We start from the raw sequence: 26200 nt of genomic DNA, 5'->3' as shown, positions 1-26200 counted from the left end.
CCGAATAAAGATTTACTTATCTGTTATTATACCGAGTTAAAAAAACCCAATTGTATATATAATGTACATTAATTGGGTTGCTCGTTTCTTCGACTTAAAACATCGAGTACATAATCCCAAATTTTACCTGCTACATTAATTCCTTTCCCATCAGATGGATTGAGATGTAATTCAATGTAAGGGAAGCTATTATTTTCAATAATTCCAAATTGTTGCTTATGCCATGGAAGAGAAATGTCCTGACAAATAAAATCAAGACCTGTAAGCGGTATATTGAGTATTTTATGTACTTTTTCCAATAACAGTTTATTCTCAGGATGTATCAGGTCGATAACAGTACTGATTTTTGCACCACTACTCATAGTAACTTTTTTGGCAATAAAGATTTGTTGTCCTTTGTTTATTACCGTATTAAGAGCAACTCCTTGGGCTGCCAAAATTTTCATTAAGTTGCTATTTCGAGTAATTTTGTAGGGATATTCACCATGTCCTTCTTTCCACGTAACTTTATTTTTTTTATCAATTAACTCTTGAAGTGTAGTTACACCATCGCCAACAATGCTCTCAGGTTGTCGTCTCACACAAGCGATTAATGAATCATTAATAATTAATGACCGATAAACATCACCAGGAATGTGTTTTTCAACCAGCACGCGAAAATCAACCTGCTTTACTATTTTTATCGCTTCTTTTAATTCATTTGGAGTTTGAATAGTACATGAAGTATGAATACTTAGAGATTCAGATAGTGGCTTAACCACAAGAGGAAATCCCAATGAGATACCATAGTTGTAGGCGTTTTTGCTGGAAATAAAAACCCTCCCTAAGGGGCAGGGAATTTGGCTATCTAATAATTTTTTCTTGAGGCTCCATTTATTATCATATTTAGTATCCTCATCAAAGCGTGTATTTTTTTGAGAAATAAGAGAGATTGGAGTCTGTATGAAATAATATTTTTTCCTATTGTAGACCAACTTAAAATACAGAGTATGCAAGTTAGATTCCTTAAAATTATACAGCTCTAGCCCTCTTTTTTGTGCTTCATCCCAAAATGCAAGGACACTGTTATTGAATTGTTTCCTATCAATGGTCTGAGTCTTGGTATATAGTTTTATTTTTTGGAAAATATTAATGACCAACTGATTTAATAGGTTATTGAATCGTAAAAAATCCTGCTCTGATAGGAGAAAGAGTTTAGATAAAAGATAGATAAATGGATTGAATATAAAATAATGGAATAAATTAAAAAATTTTCTTCGAAAATGAGAACGTTTTTCGGGATAGCAATGCTCACAATGTTTATTGTCCATATACGCTGTGGGAACAGGTTTTAATGATTTGCAAATGTCACGTGAAGATTTGATTTCTTTATGTTCATCAAAATTTTTAACATAAGCGCTCATAATTTATCTCCACAGATTCGCCCATTAGCTATCATTATATCGAGTTAAAACAGATCAATTGTATATAAAATGTACGGATGCGCCGTGTGTTTGCTTACCTACTGATATCTATGTAACACTGAACTTAAAAATCAATTCAGACTAAATTTGTTTAGAGAGTTTTCTTATTTAAAGAGGCTTAGACAGAACGAATGAAAGATAAATCAATATTGCTTGTAGAAGATAACGTTAAGTTAGCAAATTACCTCAAAGAAAGCTTACAAGAAGCAGGTTATGATGTTTCTATTGAAAAACGTGGTGATAGATCGGTCTATCGCATCATTCGTGAGCAACCTTGCCTAGTAATATTAGATATAATGCTTCCTGGCATGAATGGAGATCAAATATGCCATACCATTAGAGATGAGTATTTGGGGAAAATACTCATGCTAACAGCAATTAATGATATTGAAAGTGAAGTATCCTACCTTTCGCACCAATGTAGAAGATTTTTATAATTAGAATAATTAATCTCGACTTTGGGCAAGTCCTGTGGCAACCCATAAATTTCGAGCGCATGAACACCGAAGCACGCAATGATGCGTTGATGCACTTTTTTTACATTCGTAACGATACGATGACGCTTGTCATCGGTCACAATAGTGACGACAGCGATCATGCCCATAAGTTCAGCTATCCATTTCATGGTAGGATTTTTTATGGGCTTCCCAACTTGATTTGGTAATACATCATCTTGTTCATCTAAGCATTTTCGAAGACTATATTGAGCGAAGTTATAGACCATCAAGCAAAGCGTCATAATCATCATTAAGGCCCCGATTCTTGCGGGAGTTTTTAAATAAAAAGAATCGAGTTCAAAGGCATTATTTTTAATGAATTTAAAACCAGACTCAACACTGGATTGCTCTTTGTATTGTTGAAGTACAGCAATGTTGTTGAGTATTTTGGTGTCTAACTGATTCGTTGCCAAAATAAAACGTCCTAGCGTTTGCTGTTCTTGTTGTATTTTTTCGAGGCATGACGAAAGAGTGGCCTGTATTTGATATCCGACGACTTCCTTTTCAGTTCCAGGCTTAGGTCGGCCTTTACTGGCATAGCGTTCAACAGATACAATTTGATAGTCAATACGATGATATTTGAGCGATTTTAGTAGCGGTTTCATTGCTTTTTCAGCGTCATTGTTGCATTGAAATACCTGATTCCCCATGTGCCAAAGTATTTTACACAGCTCTTCTGATTTTTTATTGAGTCGGCGCTGAAGGTTTTCTAGTTCTCGTTTCTGTGCATGCTTTGACTCTATAAGTAACCATCGTTGTTGAATACCGTGAATCGTTACACACTGGGTAGTTGCTCGATAGTTTTGGTCAAAGACCTGCCAGGTTAATACGTCTGTGGAGGTTTTTAGTAAAGCTCGGGCCTCCTTAAGTTGGGCCGGTACTCGTGTTATCCAATGCACATCGTTTAATTCGGCTAGTTTCTCAGGAACATAAAACGCAGCATCAACAACAAAACACAGACCATCAGGGGCTGATTGCAAGTGCTTTGTAAACTGCTGCACTTTTTTTACTGTCTCATGAAAGCTTGCTTTATCACTACTATTACCATCAAGCGCCTCCATCCACAATGGAAGATTTGCCTTACCTCCTTGCGTCAATGACAGCATCACCTGTTTCAAGTCAGGGCGCTTCGCTTTTGAATAACCATAAGTGGGAAATGGCGTATCCCCTTCGGGCTCTACATCATAACGACCATATAAAACAAAGCTTGTTGAATCCAGGTGCAGTCGTTGGCCTAGCAAGCCTTTTTCTCGCGCTATCTCGAAGGCCAGCTCTGAATATAATTTAGTAACACCGTAATCCGCGATTTTATCCAGGCAACGGCCTAGGCAGTCATCATTTAAGTTCTCGGCAAAAAGCTCAGCACCTAATAACTGTGCAACGGGTTTATCTTGAAAAAAATGCGGGGTCATTGATAAGCGACTGTTCATAAAACCAAGACCATTCAAAACCATCGCCGCTACGCGGCGGCCATAACTAACCAGCCCACCTTTACGTTCATTCAAATCAAGACGCGCGTCAATTTTATCAATGATACCCAGCTCTCGAATCGTTGCAGCAACTAATCCAAGATGGCCCAATTGCTCACTACTAACTGTATCTCGATTTAATGCCATAGCTTAAAAAGGTAAGGAAACATGCGCGTAAGCATAAGGTATGAGCTGACAAATTGATTTGAGCTATTTCTTATTATCGATTGATCCATTTCTCAAGAGATGCAGATTGGTTGGGTATTCGACAAATTAATTATACTTTATTAAAAATTTGCTGCGGAATGTAGGAAGTATCCTCTTTAAATTTAGGAGCAGATGACTACTTAACTAAACCTGTTGCAGACGAGGTTTTGAAAGCAAGAATAGAGGCATTGTTACGTCGACCCAATTTAGTTAATAATCAAAATCAATTTCACTTTGGCAATTTTTCTATCAATTTTAGTACTAAGAGTGTTCAGCTCTTTGATGAAGAAATTTCAATAAGTACCAGTGATTTTGAAATGCTTGCTTTGTTGGTTAAGAACCATGATAGGTTGCTGAGTCGAGATAGCATTATGTATGCTCTTTCTGGGCATGAATATGATGGGGTTGATAGAGGTATCGATTTAAAAATATCACGTTTAAGAAAGGCATTGAATGATAATAATAAAAAGCCCTATCGTATAAAAACAATTCATAAAAAAGGATATATATTTGTATCAGCGGCTTGGGAATAAATATAGATCTCAGCCACCAATCTTATGTAAGACTTATCAAAAATAGTGAAAAATTCTTTTGCCTCGACCTTGGGATTTTTCGTCCAGTTATGAAAGCTTCACCCAATATATCGCAAATCTATAATCATTTACCCTCGACAAAAGTATCATTTTAGAACGCTTGTACAATATATATACATATGAGCCGAGTGTTTTTGATAAAATCAACCTATTATTTTAAGTAATAGTCGAGATGAGCCATGAAAGACGCTGCAATAGAAATCTTAATATATAAACCAGATCCAGATCATCCACTGCCTGAAAATCAGAGGGGTGTGGTGATAAATCCTCACTTAAAACAACGGTTCAAGCAATTTGTTCCAATTGGCGTCTATTTAGAAGGCCCTGATTTGAAGTATTATTTTTTCGATCAGTGTGATAAATCCCCAAAAATCTATAGTAGTTTGGATGAACTCAAACGAGACTTACCGGAAGAACTAGACAATATATTTGAGAAAAACCCAAAATTATTTATTATGGGCCATGCTGGTGGTGGCGAATATGGTATGGGTAATTGCCATGGCCCAAGTGAGCAGTTATATGATGATAATTTTGATAATTTATTACATGGTTTTAAACGAGCATTGCCCGCACATCATGGTGAAGTTTTTGTGACTTTAGAAGGTTGTAATACAGACAATCAACTTAATGCTGCAGCAAACTCACAGGAAAAAACATTTTTAGAAAGAGTGTCAGTGAAACATCCAGAAATCACGTTTGGTGGAACTGGACCATGGGATGCGCAAGATGTACAGACCGGCTTCCGATCCCTTTCGCCGGCATCCCCTATCACATCGATGGCAGGAAATATTTGGAAGGCTGGAAACAGTGTTATTTTTCATCATGGTGAATATCAAGTTGCCGTTCGAAAATCTTTATTTGCCTCAACACAAACAGCTAAAGAATTAAAAGTTAACACCCTAGAATATGCCCGTGCAATTCTAGGTAAAGACGAAGCCGATGAACTGATAGCAAAAATCGCTTTAAATCGAGATATTCTAAGCATTCAAGATTTAAAGAAAATTGATAGTTTTCCAGAATTGCGATTTGAAGGAGAAGATGTTGCAAAGTTTGTTGAACAGGAAAACCAAATATTAGGTAAAGAACAAGAAAATTATTTAAACCGTGTCCGTGATATCTTAGGTCGGGCGGATCCTATAGAACAACTGACACATAGAGATGTACTAGAACTTCTCTTAGGTTTAAAAGAACCTTCTGTATTTAAAGGTCATGAAGACTTGCTCGAGTCAATTCTAGCTAATAAAGCTTTGTTAAACCTGGCAATGGTAAGTTGTGGAAAAGTCCTTATTGGTGGCCCAAGTAATGATGGCGTCATTGCTTTATTATTAAAACATGGCGCTGATATTAATAGTACTGATAAAAAAAGCATGACGGCTTTGCACTATGCGGTACAGAATTTTTATAATTATAGAAAAGAGCCCTTACATCTCATTAAAAAGTTAATAGAGTGTGGTGCTAGTCTTGAAGTGCGAAATGAAAAAGGACAGACTCCTATCGAGACAGCGCAAGAACATAGCAAAGATGGACGAGTGACTGCTAGTGATAAGCTTCTCGCATCTTTGAAATCTAGCAATTCGCCACCAACTCCCTTAGAACTAAAACAATCTGTTAGACAAATATTTCAGATGAGTCAACACAAGGCTGATGAACTACTTTCATTACCTATTGCGAAACGTGAATATAGCAAATGTAGTGAAGGCACTCTTTATATTCCTGGAGATGTAGTGGAAAAATTGCATGGAATCTTGCAATCTGCAAAGGGGAATAATGAACTATTATCGGCGTTTGAATCAGAGCTTAGTATGGTTATCAGTGCTCTTGAAAAAGGTATTGGAACTGGAGAAGTGGTTGATGGCGAGGAAGATGAATTCATCCCTAAACGTTTTGAAAATGCAAAACTCCAGTTAACAGCGGTTATGGACGCACTGGTTGAGATGAAACAAGAGATCGATACTTCAAAAGATGCTAAAGTTGGGGCCAACTTCCAAAACTAAAATCTTAATCGCTAAGAATATCTTGGAAGTACTATGGTGAATCGAGCACCTTTTAATATCGGTGATTGTGTAGCCATGACCTTTCCTCCGTGGAGATTAACAACTTTTTTAACAATAGCTAATCCTAACCCAATATGTTTATCTCCAATTCCGGAGTTTTCGGCAATTGTATATTCAGAAAAAATGTCATCCGCACCATCATCCGGCAAGCCTGAGCCATCATCGTCTACGTGAATTAAAATATGACTATTATCCAGCGAAATGGTTAAAGAAATAGTGTGCTCTGCAAATTTCATAGCATTTGTAATCAAATTGGTAACAGCATGTTTTAAATTATTTTCATCTATGTATGCTTTCAAAGAATTTAACTCATTAGTATGAAATGTAATTTCAAATGTCGATGAAGAATAAGACTCTAATAGCTTTCTTAACCATACTATTATATCGGTCTCAGACTGTTTTAATTTCAATTCGTTTGAATGCATTTTTGAGTAAATCAAAAAAGTGCTGACGAGGCGATTCATATCTGCAATATCTTCTTGTATGCTGTTTAGCTGTTTATTGAGTAATACATCTTCAGCATTTTTCCTTTTGATACTATCCGTCGCCATTTGTATGGTTGACAAAGGGGTCCTAATTTCATGCGCGACAAACCGGCACAATTGTTTATGTGATTCAATCAGTTCTTTTAATTGCTCACCCATGTGGATGATATTTACATACAGCCCATACAAAATAGAGGTGGTACCTATTTTCCGATGAAAATCAAAGTTCCCTTGACTGAAATTTTTAGTTATCTGATACACCTTTTTCATATTTCTAACAAAAAGCAATGAAAAAAAGGCAATAAGACAAAGGGATAAAAAAAAGAAAGTCCCTATAAAATAATACATAACATCACTGATTCTTGCCATAACGGGCAGATAGCTTAGTGGGCCAATTTTGAGTATTCCACCACTAAAACTATAATAGAGAATAACAATTTGTGACGAGTTTTTATTGGTTTCAAATACTAAACGCTTTGTTGATAAAGAATTAATTATATTACCTGGTAAGTGTTTACTTTTAGTTTTATAAACATGAAGAGGAAAACCATATATTTTTTCTAACTGTAATAGTTCATTACTCCATGTATTTTTTGATTTTGATAATAAATGTTGAACGATTTGTATTAAAACAGGATTCATATAATTAAAAATAATTTCGCCAGGATCTGAAAAATTGTAAGCTAATGCATACGGGGTATTACCAATTTTTTTATACGCAGTATGTTCTACAATTACCTCGTTTAGAAATTGATAGGTTGTACCTGATAAAAAAATGATTTCACCATTATTTAATTGATTATTCTGCTTCAGGGTGAGTTTTAGACTGTCGATTACTATAAGATGAATAAGATTATCTGTTTTTTTCTTTATTATTGCATCCCAGTTTGATTTCGGATTATTAATTAACTCTTTTTCTAAACTAATTAAAAGTCCTTGTGACATCGTTTGTCCTGCATTAACAATTATCTTTGTCTCAACTGACTTTAAATATTTAAAAAATGCCAAAACAAGAATTAAAAAAATCACGAAGAACGCAGTCAAAATTTTAATATAAATATTAAATTTCATTACTATGCACTCTAAATAAGAATAATAGATGCCTTTTCACAAGAAATACTCTGGATTATCTTTGATAATTTCAATATCTAATTCTGGCATAATTATCCTACGTTTTGTCACTCTTTATAACTCTTGTAATTAGCCTATTTAAGGCATTCAAATTATCGATATTCGTTATGGCCTCATCAAATAATGATAAAGTCTCTGGATCGTGTGTTTCTAAATACTTGAATGCTTTTTTTGGACCTTGATAACGCAATTCTTTGAATACAAAATAATCCTCTAGAATTGTGAAGATTGACCAAATATGGCGATATTTCCCTTCTAAATCTCTAGTATACGCCCTTGCCAGCATTTTTTGATACCACACTCTACGTGCTGTAATTTCATCAGGAGGGAGGGACTCAGGCAATATTAAAAAAGCAGAGAGTTTTTTTAATAACTCTGTGCCAAAATAAGCTTTTTCAACAACAACGATGCCATCTGACATACATAAATGTTCATCAGAAATTGAATCAAAAGCATTCTCTGGATAAACAAAAATATCATGATAAACTTGATGTGCTTCATCAAAGCGTGCAATTCGTTGCTTATCTCCTTTTTCCCTAATCCCTGCAACATCATAATCACTGGTTACTGTGAAGTCTCCTCGTGCGCGCGAGCCATATAAAATAATTGTATGGCAATGATGTAAAGATATTAATTCATCAACAATGAATTGCAGAACAGCATCATTTTCTAATGATATTTTCTTTTGTGTCATTTCCTTACCTTCTTACTTTGTAACCATAATACCAACGGCTCCCTGTGGTGGAACTGGTTTGAACCGTATGATCTACTCCTGCTGGAATCAATACTTCTTCTCCAATAGCAGGTTTTAACGTTTTATTGCCCATGGTTAAAATCCTTCCAAATTTGACCTGGGGGATCTTCCCAAAGCTCAAAACTAAAGCCACGAGAGCGCCAATTGCTCTCAATTATTGTTGTATCCAGCATTTAGGCTCATTATTTAAAATCATTCTTTAAATTTTACACCACTGGAGAGCATCAACACCACAACCAATGACTTCAATGATCTTGTGTCGAGACTGAAGGCCTCTCTTTATTTAAATTTGACTTTTAGGGACTTTGAATAAGACAGACAGGTATCGCACTAATTCCATGTTGGCTTTATCTTCAATAGAAGGTGCCGCGATTTTTATCTTGAGTTCCCCTCCAACAGCACCTACTACTTGATTGCATTTGGCGCCGGGTTGAATAAGCAAACTAAGAATTAATCCATTATCCTTTTGTTTATACCCCGGATATAGGTAAATCATCTTGCTGTTCCATTATTTTATCCTGCTTTTACTATTCTATTGAGACTCGCTTTTTTATGTATAATATTCTCTGGGTAACTATTTAAAGGGAAGTTTTTTATGTTAAGTAAGACTTATATTTTTCTCGTCATTTTTTATGCATTTTAACTTCCAAAAATGAATAATCTACTACCACTTTTCAAATGGGGAACCGATTACCTGGTTTCTAATGGCTACTCAATAGAGCGCTCGCCAGAAATTGTATTGTCAACACCGTGGTCTCATGTGATCCGATTTGCAACATCAACAGAGAATTTTTATTTAAAACAAACACCACCATCTTTTTTTCTATCTAATGAGCCCAAAATCATTCGAGTATTGTCATCCCAATTCCATGCCAATGTGCCCGATATAATTGAAATTAATGAGGATTTACATTGTTTTCTAATGAGGGATGCGGGTATTTCTTTGCGTCAAACGCTTAAAACCAACTTCAAGCCAGAGCTATTATGCCAAGCAATAAAACAATATGCCACAATTCAACGCAGATCTGAAGAGTGTATCGCTACGTTTCTCAAACTTGGTGTACCCGATTGGCGATTAAATCAATTACCCTTTCTTTATGATCACATCTTAAAGCAAACTACTTTTTTAAAAGCAGAGGGACTCACCGATAAAGAATTACAAACACTACACGCCCTAAGCCCGAAATTTTCAGCACAGTGCAAATTATTAGCAAGCTTTAAGATTCCTGAAACCATTGGTTATCACGATTTTCATGATAAAAATGTTCTTCTTGATCCAATTACTAAAAGAATGACTTTTGTTGATTGGGGCGAGACCGCTATCCTTCATCCATTTTTTTCGTTACAGACCTGTTTAGAACAATCGATTACTCACCATGGAGTAACAGAAGGTGATTCAACCTACCTGAAATTTCAAGATGCTTGCTTCGAAAATTGGCTAGGATTAGCGACAGAAAAACAACTGTTAAATGCATTCATTGTTGCCAAACAGATCCGGCTATTTTGGAATATACTCGCATCTAACCAGTTTATGCTCAGTGTGGATCGCCAGGCCTACAAGGCCTATTATCCCAATCAACCTAGTCCGATAGCAGGTGGTTTTAAAGCACTTCTTGAAGGCATCCATTAGTCCCAAAAATTAAGTTACTATTAGAAATAATCATAATAAGCAGCTTATTAGTTCTATAAGTATTCATGATATACTACTGGCATAATTTGGCAGCAGTATCTTGTCCCGAACTGAACGTTTGTTTGATTTAATTCAATTATTACGACGTCACCGATTACCCGTGAGTGGCAAAAAACTTTCAGAAGAATTAGGCGTAAGCCTACGCACTCTGTACCGAGATATAATAACCTTACAATCCTTAGGCGCGCCCATTGAAGGTGAGCCCGGTGTTGGTTATGTGCTTAAATCTGGTTTTATGTTGCCTCCTTTGATGTTTTCAGATGATGAAATTGAGGCAATGGTGCTAGGGTCAAGTTGGGTTGCACAACGAGCGGATACTCAACTTAAAATCGCAGCTCAAAATGTGCTTGCAAAAATTTCAGCAGTCCTTCCTACTGAATTAAAACACCAACTAGAAACTTCAGGACTCTTAGTTCCCCCAGGAAAATGTGCCGAAAGTAAAGATAGTGATCTTATTCTCATTCGCAAAGCGATACGTTTAGAACGAAAAATCGAATTAGAATATCAAGATCTCCAAAACAATCATTCGACACGAATACTCTGGCCTATCGCGCTCGGCTTTTTTGATGAAGTGCATCTCATGGTGGGTTGGTGTGAACTAAGGCAGGACTTCCGTCACTTCAGAACCGATAGAATTATTCAATTATCCATTAAAGAACAAAAATATTCCGAACGCCGACAATCCCTTTTAAAGAAGTGGCGCACCCTACATAACATTCCCCAATCCTATTGAATGATGCTGACAAAAACTGTCATCCGTATGTTTTATATTCTCCAATGAATTTAGCGAAATAAAAAACAGGAAAAATCATGACATTCGACCCCAATTTAGTTCTATTTTATGTGAGCAATATAGAAAACAGTACTCATTTTTACTCAGAATTGCTCAATGCTCAGCCTATCCACACTGAGCCTGATTACGCCATGTTTTTATTAAAATCCGGTTTGCGATTGGGATTATGGTCTCAAAATTCTGCGTTACCTGCACCAACTGCATTAGGTGGCGGTAGCGAACTCGCTATTTTGGTTCCCGATGAGCAAGCCGTTGATGAACTTTTTAGAAATTATCAAACTAAGAATTTTAAAATGATACAAGAACCAACACCGATGGATTTTGGTTATACGTTTGTAACCTGCGACCCAGATGGTCATCGAATTCGCTTTTTTTCAAAGAACGGATCATGAACCAAAACTGGCTGGCTGTCGCCTGCGCGTCCCACGTGCAAATTGGAGTGGAAGGAGGGTTTATGCAAGTTTGCTACGGTAAACTTGCACCTCTAAAGAGAATAAAAGCGGACGATTGCATCATTTATTACTCGCCGACGCTGCACTTTAAAGGCATTGAAAAACTGCAAGCATTTACGGCAATTAGAATCGTTCTACCAGGTGAGCCCTATCAAGTGGATATGGGTAATGGTTTTCATCCATTTCGACGAAATGTACTTTGGGCCAATAAAAAGATTGATGTTTCGATACACACGCTTATTGAATCGCTCGAATTGACAAAAAATACCAAGAATTGGGGATACCCATTTCGTTTTGGCCTATTAAAAATCAGTGAAGCGGATAAACGCATCATTGCCAATGCCATGCAGGCTTATATTAATTAAAAACTTCTACTTTGGAGCCTTATATGACTGTTATTATACCCCAATTGACCCAGATTCAAGAATTTAAAGTAACTGGAATGAGTGTAAGAACAAAAAATGAAGAGGATTTTAATCCCAAAACTGCACGAATACCTCATCTTTGGGAGCAATTTCTTGATTCAAAAATCAAAACACAACAAGATAGCCCCGTTTATGGCGTGTATCACCATTATGAGTCCGACTCATCAGGGTACTATACAGTTACTGCTGGGATAGGAATTGTGAATGAATCCAAAGCTACGCACTTGGATAGAGTCACTATAAACGCGGGCAACTATCTGGTTTTTAAAGCAATTGGGCCTAATCCCTCAGCAATCATTAATGCCTGGCAAACTATTTGGAGCTATTTTAATGAAAAGCCAAAATACGAAAGAATCTACCTCACTGATTTTGAGCTCTATAAAACGCCTCATGAAAGTGCAGTATACATAGGCATAAAATAACTAACATAAGATATTAACTATGACAACAACTCTAAATAAAACCGAAATGATGGAGTCACTCAAAACACTTAGAAGCGAGCTCGAGTTACTTAAAAAGCCTTATTCGCAGCCAAAAACAATCTATTATAAAACGGGGCCGGGAGATTATGCAGAGCATGACCAATTTATAGGTGTAAGCGTCCCTGAATTAAGAAAAGTCGCCAAACGTTATCAAACCGTATTACCCTTTTCTTTGTTACAAGAGTTGTTGTATTCATCTATTAATGAAGAACGCTTATTAGCGCTATTAATGTTAGTAACTCATTATCAAAAAGGAGATATAGACCTCAAGCAAACGATTTTTCAATTTTATTTAACTCATATCAATCAGATTAATAACTGGAATTTGGTTGACGCTTCAGCCCATTGGATTGTTGGGGCGCATTTATTAGATAAGGACAAAACACTCCTCTTCACCCTTGCAGAAAGCACTAACCTTTGGGAAAAACGTATCGCCATTGTCGCCACTTGGTATTTTATTCGAAATAATCATTTTGATTGCACTCTTAAACTTGCAGAAAAACTGCTATGCGACGATCATGATTTAATTCATAAGGCCGTAGGCTGGATGTTACGAGAAGTAGGAAAACGTAACCAAGCTATCCTCATCGAATTTTTAGATAGCCATGCTTATCGAATGCCAAGAACCATGCTGCGCTACGCCATTGAACGATTGATGCCAATAACGCGAAAAAGTTATTTATTAGCTAAGCCAATCGAATGCATTTAGAATCATGGTTGTTCATGAAATAAAGCAATTAGTTCTTTACTGGAAGAACATCCTAAGGACTCCATCAATTTAGCAATCATTCCTTCAACTGTTCTGTAAGAAACATGAGTTTCACGCGCAATTTCTTTAGCTGTTTTTCCTTGTGCCAACAACTTCAGGTATATGGCTTGTTGTTCAGTTAGCTCAACTTTCGTGTGAAATTCCTTATGGTATAAAGTAAAATCTTTTTTCTCCAAAATTGATGTTAGGTTTTTTTGGGGTAACATTTCTTCATTCCCCACCACAGCCGTCACAATACAACGTGTATGCTCCTCTAATTTCCCATCATCACCATGCATAGTGAGTGTAGCAACCTCTTTATATAAATTATCTCGCTCATCATGTAGTTGCTCAAAAAAATCGCTCAAACTTGGTATAGGCAATAAACTTGTAGTATTGCGTGCAGTACGATCGATTTGGACCGGAGTACTCACATCCAAAAATACAGTCATTTCATCGTGCAATAACTGACGATTTTTTAATGACAAAACAACGCTGGAATCCGTTGTCACAATGATATGCTCTTGGGTGCAAAGGGAAGTTAATATATCAAACTGACATTCATAAAAAGCATCACTCCCAGGGCCTCCAAGTATTTCCCACACATGTCGTCCAACATGGAACTCTAACCCCAAATCCGCATCGACAAATCGCCACCCTAATGATTGAGACACAGACTTTGCTAATAATCCTTTACCCGCACCATGATGACCAACAATAAAAATTCGTTGAGGTTGATTCATTCTTACTATCTCCTAAAACTAAATGATGTAATAATTATACAAATAGACCATAAGATGCATCAATACGTAGAACTACGTGAGTATTGAGTATAGGATTATTATTCTAATCTAACAGAAAAATTAATTTTGGGAAAAATAGCAGTATTTTTTTCTTCCAAGCATTCACTTGAGAGTACACTGATTGATAAGATAACAAGCAAAACATTGCTAACAATTTCTATGAGTAAATATTCTATGCCCAACTATCTGCATCTCGCCCTGAAATCCGAACGACTTCAGTTAATCCCTATTTCACTAAACTATGCCGAAGAGTTGTGCAAAGAATTTACCGCTGAAATTACAGAACATATGTGGCCAAGTGCTCCGAAAACTCAAGAAGAAATTAACCAGCATATTTCTGAACAACAAATCAAAATGCAGGAAGGCACTGAAATCGCATTAGTCATTTTAAACGAAGAAAACCAAGCTTTTTTAGGATATGCCTGCCTGCACCAAGCGAATACGAAAACACCCGAATTAGGTATTTGGTTAAAGAAAAGTGCTCATGGATTTCACTATGGTTTTGAAACAATTAATTTATTAAAAACATGGGCTGAAACTAATCTTGTTTATGATTATCTAAAATATCCAGTTGTAAGACATAATATCCCAAGTCGCAAACTTGCCGAAAAAATGGGTGGCATCATTCAAGATGAATACATCAAAACAAGTGAATCAGGCAAGTTGCTTGATGAAGTAGAATATCGATTTTATGGTGTACCAATGACAAATACACAACCCATGAATATTACTGAAAGCTTAGTGCGCGAGCTCATTGCTCAGCAATTTCCACAGTGGAGTCATCTGCCTATTCAAGCTGTAAACAATAGCGGTTGGGACAATAGAACCTTTCACCTAGGTACAGAAATGCTCATTCGTATGCCAAGCAGCGCCGAATACGCAGGACAAGTGGAAAAAGAGCAAGCATGGTTACCCCAATTGGCCCCACATCTTCCTCTTCCGATACCCGCACCGCTTGCGATGGGAAAACCCAGTACCCTGTATCCTTGGAAGTGGTCCATTAATCATTGGCTTCCTGGAGAAACAGCAGCGGTTACTCCCATTAATGATTTACCTGAATTTGCACATGATTTAGCTCTATTTCTTAAAGCGCTCCAGAGCATCAATTCAATAGGCGGTCCTCTTGCTGGGCCCCAGAGTTTTTATCGTGGTGGTGATTTAGCAGTTTATGATTCAGAGACACACAAAGCCATCGAAAATTTGAAGGACAATATAGATTTTCATTCTGCAACACAAGTTTGGGAAAAAGCACTCTCCACCTCATGGCAAAATCCACCAGTATGGGTCCATGGTGATGTGAGTGTTGGCAATTTATTGCTTTCTCAAGGAAAATTAAGTGCGGTTATCGATTTTGGCCAACTCGCAATCGGCGATCCTGCTTGCGATCTTGCTATTGCCTGGACACTATTTGAAGGAAAAAGTCGGAGCATTTTTTTAGAAACACTAGAACTTGACTCAAAGACTTGGGAACGAGGACGTGCCTGGGCTTTATGGAAATCAATGATGTACCTTGTGAATCAACAAACAGAGATGAATTTTGAAGCAAAAAGAGCATTGCGCACAATTCATGAAGTGATCGAGGATCATAGGAAACTATCATGAAGAATCCTCACATAGAATGGGCACTTAGTGCCTTAAACAATTTAGGATTTCAAATTGAACCCACCAAGCCCGAAATAATTCTCGATACAGCTTGGTCAGAAGTGTGTCGCTTTCAAACGAACTTTGGATTGGTTTATTTGAAGAAGGTTCCTTCTGCATTGTCATTAGAAACCAACGTCATTCAGCTATTGCAGCAACAATTCAATGCTCCTGTTCCGCAAATCTTGGCTCATAATCAGGAACTAAACTGTTTTTTAATGCAAGATGCTGGCATTCCTTTACATGATGTCTTTAAACAGGAATTTAGACCTAACCTTTTAATTGATGCCATTCATCATTACACAAAGCTGCAGATAGACTCAGCAGATAAAATAAACCTCCTTCTTGATTTAGGCGTCCCTGATTGGCGCCTGCAACAATTGCCAAGACTTTATAACCAATTAATGAATGAAGAAGAGTTATTAATTGGCGATGGATTAACTCAAAAAGAATTAAAACAATTAAAAAATTTAGAGAGTAAATTACAAATTCTTTGTGACCAATTAGCCAGTTTCAAAGTGCCTGATACTTTTGGCCATGCCGATTTTCATGATAAAAATATCTTAGTGAATCTCAATACTCATCAAACCACGCTGATTGATTTAGGGGAAGTTGTTATTACTCATCCTTTTTTCTCATTCGTTAATTGTTTGTATCGTGCAACAGAACATTTAAAACTACCAAGCAGTCAATATAAGAAATTACAGGAGGATTGTTTTAAAAACTGGCTCTCGATAGAGTCCTCTGCGCATTTGCTTGAGATCATTGCAATTATTGAACAATGTTGGGCTATACATGCGGTGTTGGGCGAGTATCGCCTAATTAAAAGCATCGACCCCATCGCATCAATAACACTGTGTCGACAAGGCCGATTTGCTGGAAAATTAAGAGCTTGGATAGAACAATAAAGCGCTATTATTGACGGACCAACCGGATATTTTCTCTACCAAAAGGACTATTTTCTGTGGAGCGATAGGGGTTAATATCCAATCCTCCTCGCCGAGTATAACGTCCATAGATTGATAATATTTCCGGTTTGCAACAGTTCATAATATCCACAAAAATCCGTTCAATACATTGTTCATGAAACTCGTTATGATTTCTAAAGGAAACAAGGTATTTTAATAAGCCTTCTTGATTAATCTTTTTTCCTTTATACGCAATTTGTATGCTTCCCCAATCGGGTTGATTAGTCACCAAGCAATTTGATTTTAATAGGTTAGAATACAATCTTTCTTCCACTAACTCGTTTTGAACACTAAGAAATGATGGCTCAACCAAATAGACAGAGCATTCAACATCGAGATGGTCAATGCACTCACCTTTCGGTATTTGTGATACAGCGTAGTGTTTTGCTTGTTCCAAAAGATAAATTTTAACTGAAACTGGAGCTTCTATACGTGCTTCTAAATCATTTTTTATTGTATTTTCTAACTCACTAATACTTTTTATTTTGGTATTATTGAATGAATTAAAATAAAGTTTTAATGACTTGGATTCGATGAGTTTGGGCGAGTTACAATCATAAAAAATTTCACCAATCCCAACCATCGGTTTACCTTTTTCGTTGAGCCAAGAGACTTCATAATGATTCCAGCAGTCAAAACCCACAAAAGGAGGATGGGGGCAGGATCAATGCCAATTTCTTGTCGCTTACCTGCTCTGGGAATAGGATAGAGTCGATTGGGATTATAGGTGGAATCATAGTCTGATTTTTTACCTAACTCTGATTCATTAACGGATTGATATTTTTTTAATACAGCATCGCTCATAGTATTTAACTCCAATATTTCAATAATTTTTGCACTACTTTGCCAATTGATTGGCTGGTTTATTTCCAGTTGACTGGCAATATACGTTAACAAAGAGGCTGCTTCATTTATTTTATTAGCCTTTTCACTCAATTCGCGGGCTTGAAGGCTCATTGATGCGGCCAGATTAAAGTTTGGATTCGCAAGGATTTCTTTAATAGTAGATAAAGAGAATCCAAGGAATTTTAAGGTGATAATTTGTTGTAAAATAAGTAAATCAGTTTCAGAATACAAACGATAGCCAGAATCAGAGCGCTTTGTTGGTTTTAACAAACCTACTTCATCATAGTATTGCAATGACCGAATTGAAAGAGAGGTCATTTGGCTGATTTCTTTAATTTGATAATATTTCATAAGCATCATCTCCTTAATTGATGATTCTAAGCTATCACGCAACGTGAGGGTCAATAGTCATTTTATTCAAGAGAATAAAAAAATTGTTTGTTTCATGTTAAGATGTGCCGCTTCATAGTTATATTTACTGCATAGTGGTTATTATGAGCCCAAATACTATTCAATTAAATCAAAATCATGGGGGACCACTCCACTACCTCGGAAATAGGTACCTCACTCTTCCAGATTTAACAGGACATATGTCCCCTGATACCAGCTGGTTGAATGAACATTTCTCTGTATTATTGGCGAATAATAAAGGCCAAAAATACAAGAAAGCTATTGAGCCTTTTTCAGGTTCTGCTTCTTGGAGCTTGGCTGCAATGGAGGTTGGCCTTGCAGAAGAATATATTGTCAATGACAGCAATAAAGTTCTGATTAATATACTTCAATTAATTAGAGACAATCCTACGCTTGTTAAAACCTCTTATGCTGCGTTAATAGAAAAATATGATGTTTCCCTATCGAAGAAAGATTTTTTCCTTAAAGTGATTGAGAATTACAACCAGACAACTGATGAGGAAAAACCATTATTGCTCCCCTTTATCATCAATCATTCATGGGGAGGAATTCTTTTTTATGATAAAGAACTGAATATTATCTATCGCGAAGGTGAATTATTTGAAGGAAAAAACGCCAATCGATTTCTTGAACATGCAAATTTGTCGTTGGAAATGTTCTTGTGTGAGATTGACCGAGTATCTAACCTTCTTAATGTAAATCAAGTTTCATTCAGAAGTGGTGATTTTATGGACGTGATTTCGATCGCGACACCTGGTGATTTTGTGGCGCTGAATCCTCCTTATCCAGAGAATGAGCACTCAACGTTTGAAAAAGCTGGGATGTATACTGAACTTTATTCACCTGAAAAACTGCACCAAAATTTGGTTCACATCGTTCACTATCTTGAAAGCCAAGGTATTCATTATTACATGACTTATGGGTTTTATAATCCCAAATTCAGAAACTACGTCTTAGCTAATAAGAACCAGCAACCAATTAATTACTTTCGTGTTCTCGGTTATAAGCATTGTGCTTTTGGAATAGGCCTTGATCAGATGTACTTTACTTCCCAGTTTTCAATTCCCAAAAGGATAAACATATTCAAAGCAGAAGAGGTTTTAGGGAACCAAGATTTAACACCTGAAGAAGCACTAGAACAATTTAAACGACTTTCAAAAAAATGTTTTGCTGTTATTTACCGAGCCTTTATTAAGCCTGGGCTTGAGATGGAGTATCAAAAGGCCTGGCATCAGGTCGCTTCCTATTTTGTGCAATATCGCGGAGCGTTAGGTTCTTGCCTGCATAAAACTAACGATGGTATGTGGCTTGCCTATTCTCGTTGGCCAGATAAAGCGACTCGAGATGCTTCTTGGCCAGGCGACAATGCACCATCTGAGATGTTACCTGATGACATTAAAAAAGCGCTTATAACCATTCAAGAGAGTATTGATCAAACGCAAAAACTACCCGAAATTACTATGGAAGTTATCGATGATTTATTGTATTCAAACTAATTTTAGAAGATATAACTCATGAATCAAGCCGCAAATTACCAACTAGAGCTTGTTATAGACCCCAAGCTACTAGAACAGCAAGATAAAATTATTCGTGATGGGATAGTAAATTTTAATGCTCCTTTTACGGGAACCAAACCAGAGCGTTACTCAATCTATGTGAAAGATAACGAAGGTACTATTATTGGCGGTGCTATTGTATATGCTCATAAAAGCTCAATATACGTTGATGTCCTCTGGGTTAATGAAGAATACCGTGGTCTTGGTATTGGTGCTGAGATATTACGCAACGTTGAAGTCGAAGCAATTAAACGAGGGATTCCAGCATCAACATTAGATACTTTTTCTTTTCAGGCAGAAGGGTTTTATTTAAAACAAGGCTATCAGCATTTAGGAACAATTAACAAATACCTAGAAGGACATGATCGGATCTATTTGAGAAAACAATTGAAGAAAGAGTAAAGGCATATCCCCCATAAAAGAAATATACCTTGAAAAAGAACAGAACAAACGAAGCATCTATTTTCCGAAGTTGATCTTTTATTGGAACTGATCGTAAAAATTCATAAATGAATTAGAAAGGAAAGGGAGGTAGCTGACTCTTATCTCTAAGCCAGAATGGATGATGCCATTCTTCATAGATAGAAACTGGCATATTGCTTTGCTTAAATTCATCAAAAGATAAGCCGCAAAGAATCCATTTAAGGAATTCCCCGCAAGTTTCTGGACTTATTAAGTGACCGGACTGATAAGCCTCATCAAACATTTTATGCAAATGAAATGAAGTTGTTTCTCTTAAAATTTTTTGAATTCTTGTATCCACTTCCCCTGGAATAACACAAAACACACCGATATTTTTCTCGGCTAACTCTTTTCTCACAATAGCCGTTACTTCATCCAAACCTGCTTTACTGGCACAGTATGTTGAACTTTCTTTAAGTTTCAAAGTGGCTGCCCTTGATGTAACAAATAAAATCCGAGACTTCTCAGGCATCCCTACCGCGAGAAGTGCTGTTAGTTTCATGGGAGCTAATAAATTAACCTGGAACACTGCGTCAATACTGTCACAATCATATTCAGTTAACGGACGTGGAGGGCTTTTCATTCCTGCATTATGAACTAAAAGATGAAGCGGTATATCAGATTCATTAATAATTTTTGCAACCTGTTCAATATCACTATTGCGGGTAAAATCCGATTGAATGGGAACAAAACGAGGAAATAGCGCTTTAGTATTCATCATGAAGCATTCCTTGAAACTTAAGTTAATTTCGTGCGATATGGTAATCAAAGTTGAATAAAGTTAACAGTTTATTCTTAATTCACGTGTTACTAATTGAGTTAATTCTGTAATACTCGCCTTGACTTGAATAATAGTAGGCAAAACCTGAAGAACCTGTTCAACACCAATATTCTGCTGCTCGCTATCAGAGCTAAAAGAACGCTCTATATTATACACCAGCCAATTGATCCAATTACCAAGAACACCATAAAAGGCGGCCTCTAAATGATCCTGATTTATAGTTAATCCAGATGATGCATATATTTTTAGCATTTTTATAAATAAAGATTTATGAAAAAATGGGGTAGTAATTCCACTCCAATCAAGAGCACAATTGACTATTTCATAGGTAGGATTAAGTTTTCGCGCAGACTCCCAATCGATGAGAAATGGAGTATCATTTTTATCCCATAAAACATTTTTTTGATCCAGATCGCCATGGGTTACTACACTACTACTTTGTAAAATAGGTATTACTTTTTGATAGAGCTCATTAAGCTCAATTATAATTCGTTGATTACTTTTTAATTGCTCTTTAAACACCAAATTTTGGCTTGCTGACTGGTCTATTAACACACTAATTTTTTCATTGGTATGAATATCAAATTCTTGAGTGCTTAGTTCAGGGACATTAAGATTAATACAATGAATTTTTGCCAAAAAGGCAGCTATTTTAAGTGCATGCACCTCAGATATAGCGTCTTTATTTAATGCTTTTGCTGCTATCCAAGGATAAACAAGAAAAGCTTCATCTTCCGAAAGGATTAAATAATTATTTTCTATTTTTAGAGCATGGATTGCAGGTATCGTATGCTTGGAAAATAGGAAGGCTATCTCTTCTGTCAATTCATATTGGGATTTAACTTCTTCAGTCAATTGGATCCTGCTATTGAGTTGTTTTACAGCAAACTGCGAGCCATTGCACTCCAGATACCACATTTTATGTAAAAGACCGCCATAGACTCTTTGAGGCAAGTCACAAGGTTGGTTTATCTTTAATTTTTTACAGATTGTTTCTAGCTGACTTCTATTCACTATGAACCGCCTTAAGAATGCCTTGTGTTTCTAACTCTTCATTAAAAAATTTAACAAAAAATGTTTTGCTTAACTTGGGATTTTTTTTATTGATTCTCGTAAATTCTGCTGTAAAACCGCATTTCTTATAAAATTCTGGCGCTTGAAATGCACTAGTCACTAAATTGATATTATTAAAGCCCTGACCTTTGAAATGATGTTCTAGAGCAAGCAATAACTGCTTACCATACCCTTTACCACGATAAGCGCTATCTACCCAAATATCATCCACATAAATTTCAGAAAATGCTGTATAGGCATTAATCACCCCAAAAACTTCTCCTTGGGCAGAAGAAATAGTCACTGAAAAACATCGATAATTGACGTCGATACCATGCTGAGCCTCATAGGCAACAAATCCCTTTGTCATTCGGTTTTCTGTTGTCTCATCAAGCTCATCAACAAATTGGATTTGATATTCTTTCTTGCTTTCTAAAGGTTCCCCTACATTCTGTACATTACTATCAAAACGAAAAATAACTCGCTGAGGCTGATGTGGATCATAATTGACTGTTTTAATTTCTTCCTGGAAATTACCCATTGTAATTTTTGCAATAGTTTTGCGCCAAAAGTTAAGCGCTGGCTTATTTTCCGGAATCACAGAAATTTCCCATAAGCCTGGATGCATGTTCCAAAGTTCAGAGGAAACCAAAAAACCTAAACCTTTGCCTTGAAACTTTGCAGTAATGAAAAACTCGCCCATATTCCACATAGTATCTGGGTAAATTCCTTCTTGATTTAATAGGGCAAAACCTGCTAATTCATTACCTACTTTAATCAGAAAGGCTTTTCTTGTCGGCTCTTCAAAGTATTTTTTAAAATCGAAGCTTTCATAAAGGCCATCGGGAGGCAAAGCCCAATCCTCTGAAATAAAACCGCAGTCACGAGAGAGTTCATATACATAAAATCGTGCCATATTTTGGATGATAGGATAATCATCTAATGTTGCTGTCTCAATTTTTAAAGCAGATTGTAATTCTTTGATGTTCACAGCACTTTCCTTAAATACAGTTTTGCCATATGACCTTCATTCTGATAACCAAGCGATTTGTAAAAATCATGAGAGCCCTCTTTGGCTCGCCTAAGTCCCGATGTCAAATCAATGATACAGGGACTAAACTGCCTGGCAAATTCCTCAACAGTAATCATAAGCTTTTTACCTATTCCTTGATTACGATATCCTTGGTCGACCACAAGGCCTTCAATATGAAATCTTGTTGTTTCTGAAACAAAAAGATAGCTCTTAGACCAAGCAATCCAACCAACAACTTTTCCAGCAATTTCCGCAAGAAGAACACCGTAATGCAGTTCATTAGTAAATAGCTCAAGTCTTCTTTGCAACTCATCAGGCGATTGCGGATAGCCCAATTGCTCCATTAAAGGGTGAAGATGTTGAGCATCATCAATTACTGCTTTGCGGATAATCAATTCAACAGACATTTTAGGACTCCAGATTCACTCTATCCCCGGATAGATTAGGAGATGAAATCACCAAAAAAGAAACCAAATTTCCGGAACTGTTTTTCACTTTATGAGCTGCCCATGCTTTAATAGTTATTCCTTCCTGTTCCTGCAACACCTGTTCATAATTTTCAAACTCAATAACCAATTGTCCTTGTAAACAATAAAAAAATTGTTCTGTTTTCTGATGATAATGCTTTATCTCACAACTTCCAGCAGGCATCGTTTCATAAATAACACTAAACTGCCCCTCATTTTTTAACCACCATCCATCGCAACCTTGTCCCCATTTAAAATGGAGTGCATTGTTTATTGAGACAGCCTCTTCTCTCACTACAGATTCTAATACATGCGATTTTAGGCTTTGACTTAAGCCGGAGACTGAATCACCATTTAAGAGCCCGATGTCTGTTGTTTCTTGAAATTCTTTACGCAAAAAATAAAAAATAGAATTTTTTTGAAATCCATGCCGCTCAAATTCAAGTTTGAACCCTAATTTTTTATAAAATTCTATTGCCTCCCAATCCATAGTGTTAACTGTTGCAAAAGCGCAGCCTTTCTCACTACCATACTTCAATGCCTTTTGCATGAGTTTTGTTCCCCATCCTTGATGTCTGATGGATTCACTCACCCAAAGATTATCGACATGAAGACCTCCATAGAGTGTTCCGCCACTACAACCACCCACAATGCTATTGTCTGCATCACGAATAAAGCATGCAAAGAAATCTAAAGATTCGAAGCCTCTTTGTTGTTTGGCATACGCCTTAATCCCATTTGTTAATATTTGAACATCATCAGGGTTTGGATTTTCTAAAAACGATAACTTTAAAGTCATTTAATTTATCCCACTGTAGGAGACCAGGCACCATGCTCCACATAACTTGCCTCATCACTGCCTGACCAAGGTGGCATAGTAACGCAAATAAACACTAAATCTGCTGCATCACTTCGATATTGAAAATGTGTTCCCAAGGGAATATCGATGCTGACTCCAGGTGTTAAAGGCGTAATACTCTCTTCATCGTTCAATTTACGCCAAATTGCACCGTCACCAGAAAGGACATGCCAAAATTCAGATACAGTTTTATGACGAACTGCTTTGGAAATTGTTCCTGCTTTCAAAGTACAGTGAGCCATTCCACCTAAATGATTATTCATCAGCAATCGAACTTCAGCACCTGCTGGAGAGATATGTTGATACTCTTTGGGTATTTCTTGTGTATTCATTTATGCCTCTATTAAAACAATGTTCTCATCAGTAGTGGTTATTTCTTTTTTTAAATTTGAATTGTAACGCAAGCATTATCTGCATCTAAAGTAACCACTTTGCCAATTGGAAGAATGCAATTTTGCTTACCGTGCCCATAGGGAAACTCTTTAATGCAAGGTACTTTTAATTTTGAAGCCCATTCATTGATTACATCTTCTACCGTACCATCATGCTGATGCGAGTTCTTACTTTTACAGTGTTCAAATGTACCAAAAATAACGCCAGAAACTTCATCAAAAATTCCTGCTAAATCTAGTTGGGAGAGCATGCCATCAATATTATAGGGCTCGACACCAACGTCTTCTACCAACAAAATACTTTCTTTAAAACTAGGCAGATAAGGTGTGCCCATTAAATTAGTCATCAGAGTTAAATTTCCACCAAGTAAAGGGCCTCGACTAACACCTGCATGAACCTTTATTCCTTTGGAAATTATGTATTCTTGGCCTAATAAAGAAGAAAGTAATGTTTTTTTAACCTGGGTACTCAAATGAATAGTCAAAGTAAATCCTGTATAACTTACTAAGCCACTGTTTTTAAATAGGCCTAATTGCAACGCGGTGGTATCACTAAACCCGAATAATTGTTTTGGGTTTCTCTTAATTAATTCATAGTCTAAAAAAGGTAAAATACGTTGTGAACCTTGTCCGCCTCGGGTTGCAATAATTGCTTTCACTTCAGAATCTTTAAAGAAATCCATCACATCATTGGCACGTTCACTGTCTTTTCCCGCTAAAAATCGTTCTGATGCAAACATATGCTTTGCATACTTTACCTTAAATCCATTCAACTTTAATAAATGAACTCCCGCTTCTATATCCTGTTCCATAATAGGGCTCGACGGTGAAATAAGCCCTACGATATCTCCTTTTTGCAGTGGTGCTGGACATAGAATCTTCATTTATTACCTCAATTATTTTCTGCATTCAAAAACAATACTTTCGTCTTTTTCATCAGGTGGCGCGTTTCGGTCAAATCCTTTAACCATCCGTACATTGCTAAAACCAACCTCAGTAAGCAAATTGTGCAAGAAAGAAGAGTTTTGATAAATGCGAATTTTATATTCCTCTACCTCTGTTTGAATCACACGGTTGTTTTCAATCAACTCGTATTTGCCGATAGAGTAACAAACCTCTTCATTGAGCATGGCTAATTGACTTAATACGATGAGAGTTCCATCTTCTTTGGGCCATCTTGAGCCTCTCCATATACCTAATTCATTAGGAACTGCATAGCGTGTTTCTACTTCAAATACAAAAAGTCCTTTATCTTCTAGGTGCTCATAAATGATTTTTAAGGCTTTTTGGATATCCGCCTTTTCAGTAATGAGACAAAATGAACCACTGGGTATAAAAATCAAAGAGTACTTCTCAGATTGATTTAAATCTTCAATAAAACCATACCAGACTTTTGGATTAAGATTTTTGCTCCTTGCTTTTGCATGCAGTCGCTCAAGCATCGGTTGACTTGCATCAAAGCCCTGAACATCAAATCCTTCTTCAGCCAAAGGCAATAAAAATCGACCCGTACCACACATAGGCTCTAAAATGGTGCCTTTAGCCTCTACAGCATAGCTTCGGTAAAAAGAGTACGCATCTTGTGGCACATTGGGTTTACTTAAATCATATACTTCAGTACACAGGCTCTGATAGGTATCTAGTTTTTTCATGGGTTCCTCTTTAAAATCCAATACCATTAAATA

At 36.6% G+C, this 26200-nt stretch carries 28 protein-coding genes and 2 pseudogenes; 13 read left to right on the top strand and 17 right to left on the bottom strand.

Translation table 11 applies throughout. The features are described from left to right. Positions 1-68 precede the first annotated feature (68 nt). The gene (locus Lpar_RS00575; protein WP_014845062.1) at positions 69-1403 is read right to left on the bottom strand and encodes a hypothetical protein; all 1335 of its coding nucleotides are present in this window, start codon (positions 1401-1403) and stop codon (positions 69-71) included. Between the two features lie 191 nt (positions 1404-1594). Here Lpar_RS00575 and Lpar_RS00570 point away from each other — a divergent pair, with 191 nt between their 5' ends. Beyond that, on the top strand, positions 1595-1900 hold the full coding sequence (locus tag Lpar_RS00570; RefSeq protein WP_272947084.1) for a response regulator: 306 nt from the start codon (positions 1595-1597) through the stop codon (positions 1898-1900). Here Lpar_RS00570 and Lpar_RS00565 read toward each other — a convergent pair. Next, positions 1867-3576, bottom strand: coding sequence for an IS1634 family transposase (locus Lpar_RS00565; protein WP_058516119.1), 1710 nt, complete (start codon positions 3574-3576; stop codon positions 1867-1869). The two genes, Lpar_RS00570 and Lpar_RS00565, sit on opposite strands and share 34 nt — an antisense overlap. A 227-nt stretch (positions 3577-3803) precedes the next feature. Here Lpar_RS00565 and Lpar_RS00560 point away from each other — a divergent pair, with 227 nt between their 5' ends. Both Lpar_RS00560 and Lpar_RS00555 read left to right on the top strand, forming a co-directional pair. Next, complete coding sequence (locus tag Lpar_RS00560) at positions 3804-4169, top strand: winged helix-turn-helix domain-containing protein (RefSeq protein WP_237759319.1); 366 nt, start codon at positions 3804-3806, stop codon at positions 4167-4169. A gap of 239 nt (positions 4170-4408) precedes the next feature. Further along, positions 4409-6223: an ankyrin repeat domain-containing protein gene (locus Lpar_RS00555; protein WP_014845060.1), complete on the top strand. Its 1815-nt coding sequence runs from the start codon at positions 4409-4411 to the stop codon at positions 6221-6223. 11 nt (positions 6224-6234) lie between these two features. On the opposite strand, the gene Lpar_RS00550 is transcribed toward Lpar_RS00555, so the two are convergent. From Lpar_RS00550 to Lpar_RS00540, 4 genes are all read right to left on the bottom strand, one after another. Further along, a complete protein-coding gene (locus Lpar_RS00550) occupies positions 6235-7839 on the bottom strand; it encodes a sensor histidine kinase (protein ID WP_014845059.1) in 1605 nt (534 codons plus the stop codon). Positions 7840-7936: 97 nt separating this feature from the next. Beyond that, positions 7937-8593 carry a nucleotidyltransferase domain-containing protein gene (locus Lpar_RS00545; RefSeq protein WP_014845058.1) on the bottom strand — a complete coding sequence of 219 codons (657 nt, stop codon included), beginning with the start codon at positions 8591-8593 and terminating at the stop codon, positions 7937-7939. A gap of 4 nt (positions 8594-8597) precedes the next feature. Further along, the gene (locus tag Lpar_RS19510; protein ID WP_255464427.1) at positions 8598-8726 is read right to left on the bottom strand and encodes a hypothetical protein; all 129 of its coding nucleotides are present in this window, start codon (positions 8724-8726) and stop codon (positions 8598-8600) included. Between the two features lie 210 nt (positions 8727-8936). Then, on the bottom strand, positions 8937-9149 hold the full coding sequence (locus Lpar_RS00540) for a DUF167 domain-containing protein (protein ID WP_014845057.1): 213 nt from the start codon (positions 9147-9149) through the stop codon (positions 8937-8939). Between the two features lie 156 nt (positions 9150-9305). Between Lpar_RS00540 and Lpar_RS00535 the strand changes: the two genes are divergently transcribed. The 6 genes from Lpar_RS00535 to Lpar_RS00510 all read left to right on the top strand — a co-directional run bounded on the left by Lpar_RS00535 (position 9306) and on the right by Lpar_RS00510 (position 13204). Beyond that, a complete protein-coding gene (locus Lpar_RS00535; RefSeq protein WP_014845056.1) occupies positions 9306-10283 on the top strand; it encodes an aminoglycoside phosphotransferase family protein in 978 nt (325 codons plus the stop codon). Positions 10284-10383: 100 nt separating this feature from the next. Continuing rightward, positions 10384-11076, top strand: a complete 693-nt coding sequence (locus Lpar_RS00530) for a helix-turn-helix transcriptional regulator (protein WP_014845055.1) — start codon at positions 10384-10386, stop codon at positions 11074-11076. 77 nt (positions 11077-11153) lie between these two features. Next, a complete protein-coding gene (locus Lpar_RS00525; RefSeq protein ID WP_014845054.1) occupies positions 11154-11528 on the top strand; it encodes a VOC family protein in 375 nt (124 codons plus the stop codon). Then, positions 11525-11953 carry an EVE domain-containing protein gene (locus Lpar_RS00520; RefSeq protein ID WP_014845053.1) on the top strand — a complete coding sequence of 143 codons (429 nt, stop codon included), beginning with the start codon at positions 11525-11527 and terminating at the stop codon, positions 11951-11953. The genes Lpar_RS00525 and Lpar_RS00520 overlap by 4 nt, the downstream gene beginning before the upstream one ends. A 23-nt stretch (positions 11954-11976) precedes the next feature. Then, positions 11977-12435 carry a GyrI-like domain-containing protein gene (locus Lpar_RS00515; RefSeq protein ID WP_014845052.1) on the top strand — a complete coding sequence of 153 codons (459 nt, stop codon included), beginning with the start codon at positions 11977-11979 and terminating at the stop codon, positions 12433-12435. 19 nt (positions 12436-12454) lie between these two features. Then, positions 12455-13204 (top strand): DNA alkylation repair protein, encoded by a 750-nt coding sequence (locus Lpar_RS00510; RefSeq protein WP_014845051.1) that lies wholly within the window; start codon positions 12455-12457, stop codon positions 13202-13204. Positions 13205-13206: 2 nt separating this feature from the next. Here the strand turns inward: Lpar_RS00510 and Lpar_RS00505 are convergent, their stop codons facing one another. Beyond that, positions 13207-13986, bottom strand: coding sequence for a shikimate kinase (locus Lpar_RS00505; RefSeq protein ID WP_014845050.1), 780 nt, complete (start codon positions 13984-13986; stop codon positions 13207-13209). Positions 13987-14220: 234 nt separating this feature from the next. On the opposite strand from Lpar_RS00505, the gene Lpar_RS00500 reads away from it, so the two are divergent. Both Lpar_RS00500 and Lpar_RS00495 read left to right on the top strand, forming a co-directional pair. Continuing rightward, the gene (locus Lpar_RS00500; RefSeq protein WP_019350464.1) at positions 14221-15648 is read left to right on the top strand and encodes a GNAT family N-acetyltransferase; all 1428 of its coding nucleotides are present in this window, start codon (positions 14221-14223) and stop codon (positions 15646-15648) included. After that, entirely contained in the window at positions 15645-16595 is a 951-nt protein-coding gene (locus Lpar_RS00495) for an aminoglycoside phosphotransferase family protein (protein ID WP_014845048.1), read from the top strand. Before Lpar_RS00500 ends, Lpar_RS00495 begins: the two co-directional genes overlap by 4 nt. 7 nt (positions 16596-16602) lie before the next feature. On the opposite strand, the pseudogene queF reads toward Lpar_RS00495, so the two are convergent. Both queF and Lpar_RS19280 read right to left on the bottom strand, forming a co-directional pair. Continuing rightward, positions 16603-17459: pseudogene (gene queF, locus Lpar_RS00490) on the bottom strand (NADPH-dependent 7-cyano-7-deazaguanine reductase QueF). 240 nt (positions 17460-17699) lie between these two features. Next, a pseudogene (locus Lpar_RS19280) lies at positions 17700-17819 on the bottom strand (MerR family DNA-binding transcriptional regulator); the annotation flags it as partial. A 176-nt stretch (positions 17820-17995) separates the two neighbouring features. Between Lpar_RS19280 and Lpar_RS18340 the strand changes: the two are divergent. After that, positions 17996-19408, top strand: coding sequence for a DNA adenine methylase (locus Lpar_RS18340; protein WP_019350465.1), 1413 nt, complete (start codon positions 17996-17998; stop codon positions 19406-19408). An 18-nt stretch (positions 19409-19426) separates the two neighbouring features. Continuing rightward, positions 19427-19870 carry a GNAT family N-acetyltransferase gene (locus Lpar_RS00480; protein WP_014845044.1) on the top strand — a complete coding sequence of 148 codons (444 nt, stop codon included), beginning with the start codon at positions 19427-19429 and terminating at the stop codon, positions 19868-19870. Between the two features lie 112 nt (positions 19871-19982). Here Lpar_RS00480 and Lpar_RS00475 read toward each other — a convergent pair whose 3' ends face one another. The 8 genes from Lpar_RS00475 to Lpar_RS19275 are packed head-to-tail and all read right to left on the bottom strand — an operon-like array spanning position 19983 to position 26167. After that, positions 19983-20651, bottom strand: a complete 669-nt coding sequence (locus tag Lpar_RS00475) for an SDR family oxidoreductase (RefSeq protein WP_014845043.1) — start codon at positions 20649-20651, stop codon at positions 19983-19985. A gap of 60 nt (positions 20652-20711) precedes the next feature. Further along, positions 20712-21725: an aminoglycoside phosphotransferase family protein gene (locus Lpar_RS00470; RefSeq protein WP_014845042.1), complete on the bottom strand. Its 1014-nt coding sequence runs from the start codon at positions 21723-21725 to the stop codon at positions 20712-20714. After that, positions 21718-22755: a GNAT family N-acetyltransferase gene (locus tag Lpar_RS00465; RefSeq protein ID WP_014845041.1), complete on the bottom strand. Its 1038-nt coding sequence runs from the start codon at positions 22753-22755 to the stop codon at positions 21718-21720. Before Lpar_RS00465 ends, Lpar_RS00470 begins: the two co-directional genes overlap by 8 nt. Continuing rightward, on the bottom strand, positions 22752-23204 hold the full coding sequence (locus Lpar_RS00460; protein ID WP_014845040.1) for a GNAT family N-acetyltransferase: 453 nt from the start codon (positions 23202-23204) through the stop codon (positions 22752-22754). Before Lpar_RS00460 ends, Lpar_RS00465 begins: the two co-directional genes overlap by 4 nt. Before the next feature lies 1 nt (position 23205). Continuing rightward, the gene (locus Lpar_RS00455; protein WP_014845039.1) at positions 23206-24063 is read right to left on the bottom strand and encodes a GNAT family N-acetyltransferase; all 858 of its coding nucleotides are present in this window, start codon (positions 24061-24063) and stop codon (positions 23206-23208) included. 5 nt (positions 24064-24068) lie between these two features. Further along, positions 24069-24455, bottom strand: a complete 387-nt coding sequence (locus Lpar_RS00450; RefSeq protein ID WP_014845038.1) for a cupin domain-containing protein — start codon at positions 24453-24455, stop codon at positions 24069-24071. Between the two features lie 50 nt (positions 24456-24505). Continuing rightward, positions 24506-25399, bottom strand: a complete 894-nt coding sequence (locus Lpar_RS00445) for a S66 peptidase family protein (protein WP_014845037.1) — start codon at positions 25397-25399, stop codon at positions 24506-24508. Between the two features lie 12 nt (positions 25400-25411). Continuing rightward, positions 25412-26167, bottom strand: a complete 756-nt coding sequence (locus Lpar_RS19275; RefSeq protein ID WP_029489094.1) for a class I SAM-dependent DNA methyltransferase — start codon at positions 26165-26167, stop codon at positions 25412-25414. Between the last annotated feature and the right edge of the window lie 33 nt (positions 26168-26200).

The organism is Legionella parisiensis (genome assembly GCF_001467945.1).
In the GTDB taxonomy this organism is placed as follows: Bacteria; Pseudomonadota; Gammaproteobacteria; order Legionellales; family Legionellaceae; genus Legionella; species Legionella parisiensis.
The sequence above is the reverse complement of the archived record's forward strand: the minus strand, read 5'-3'. Positions and strand labels throughout refer to the sequence as shown.

Bases quoted from the DNA above. Each gene is read 5' to 3' on its own strand.
- Lpar_RS00535 (WP_014845056.1), top strand. From the start codon at position 9,306: ATGAATAATCTACTACCACTTTTCAAATGGGGAACCGATTACCTGGTT.
- Lpar_RS00570 (WP_272947084.1), top strand. From the start codon at position 1,595: ATGAAAGATAAATCAATATTGCTTGTAGAAGATAACGTTAAGTTAGCA.
- Lpar_RS00550 (WP_014845059.1), bottom strand. From the start codon at position 7,839: ATGAAATTTAATATTTATATTAAAATTTTGACTGCGTTCTTCGTGATT.
- Lpar_RS00545 (WP_014845058.1), bottom strand. From the start codon at position 8,593: ATGACACAAAAGAAAATATCATTAGAAAATGATGCTGTTCTGCAATTC.
- Lpar_RS00565 (WP_058516119.1), bottom strand. From the start codon at position 3,576: ATGGCATTAAATCGAGATACAGTTAGTAGTGAGCAATTGGGCCATCTT.
- Lpar_RS00480 (WP_014845044.1), top strand. From the start codon at position 19,427: ATGAATCAAGCCGCAAATTACCAACTAGAGCTTGTTATAGACCCCAAG.
- Lpar_RS19510 (WP_255464427.1), bottom strand. From the start codon at position 8,726: ATGGGCAATAAAACGTTAAAACCTGCTATTGGAGAAGAAGTATTGATT.
- Lpar_RS00455 (WP_014845039.1), bottom strand. From the start codon at position 24,063: ATGACTTTAAAGTTATCGTTTTTAGAAAATCCAAACCCTGATGATGTT.
- Lpar_RS00495 (WP_014845048.1), top strand. From the start codon at position 15,645: ATGAAGAATCCTCACATAGAATGGGCACTTAGTGCCTTAAACAATTTA.
- Lpar_RS00445 (WP_014845037.1), bottom strand. From the start codon at position 25,399: ATGAAGATTCTATGTCCAGCACCACTGCAAAAAGGAGATATCGTAGGG.
- Lpar_RS00525 (WP_014845054.1), top strand. From the start codon at position 11,154: ATGACATTCGACCCCAATTTAGTTCTATTTTATGTGAGCAATATAGAA.
- Lpar_RS00475 (WP_014845043.1), bottom strand. From the start codon at position 20,651: ATGATGAATACTAAAGCGCTATTTCCTCGTTTTGTTCCCATTCAATCG.
- Lpar_RS00460 (WP_014845040.1), bottom strand. From the start codon at position 23,204: ATGTCTGTTGAATTGATTATCCGCAAAGCAGTAATTGATGATGCTCAA.
- Lpar_RS00555 (WP_014845060.1), top strand. From the start codon at position 4,409: ATGAAAGACGCTGCAATAGAAATCTTAATATATAAACCAGATCCAGAT.
- Lpar_RS00540 (WP_014845057.1), bottom strand. From the start codon at position 9,149: ATGATTTACCTATATCCGGGGTATAAACAAAAGGATAATGGATTAATT.
- Lpar_RS00520 (WP_014845053.1), top strand. From the start codon at position 11,525: ATGAACCAAAACTGGCTGGCTGTCGCCTGCGCGTCCCACGTGCAAATT.
- Lpar_RS18340 (WP_019350465.1), top strand. From the start codon at position 17,996: ATGAGCCCAAATACTATTCAATTAAATCAAAATCATGGGGGACCACTC.
- Lpar_RS00515 (WP_014845052.1), top strand. From the start codon at position 11,977: ATGACTGTTATTATACCCCAATTGACCCAGATTCAAGAATTTAAAGTA.
- Lpar_RS00575 (WP_014845062.1), bottom strand. From the start codon at position 1,403: ATGAGCGCTTATGTTAAAAATTTTGATGAACATAAAGAAATCAAATCT.
- Lpar_RS00505 (WP_014845050.1), bottom strand. From the start codon at position 13,986: ATGAATCAACCTCAACGAATTTTTATTGTTGGTCATCATGGTGCGGGT.
- Lpar_RS00510 (WP_014845051.1), top strand. From the start codon at position 12,455: ATGACAACAACTCTAAATAAAACCGAAATGATGGAGTCACTCAAAACA.
- Lpar_RS19275 (WP_029489094.1), bottom strand. From the start codon at position 26,167: ATGAAAAAACTAGATACCTATCAGAGCCTGTGTACTGAAGTATATGAT.
- Lpar_RS00500 (WP_019350464.1), top strand. From the start codon at position 14,221: ATGCCCAACTATCTGCATCTCGCCCTGAAATCCGAACGACTTCAGTTA.
- Lpar_RS00450 (WP_014845038.1), bottom strand. From the start codon at position 24,455: ATGAATACACAAGAAATACCCAAAGAGTATCAACATATCTCTCCAGCA.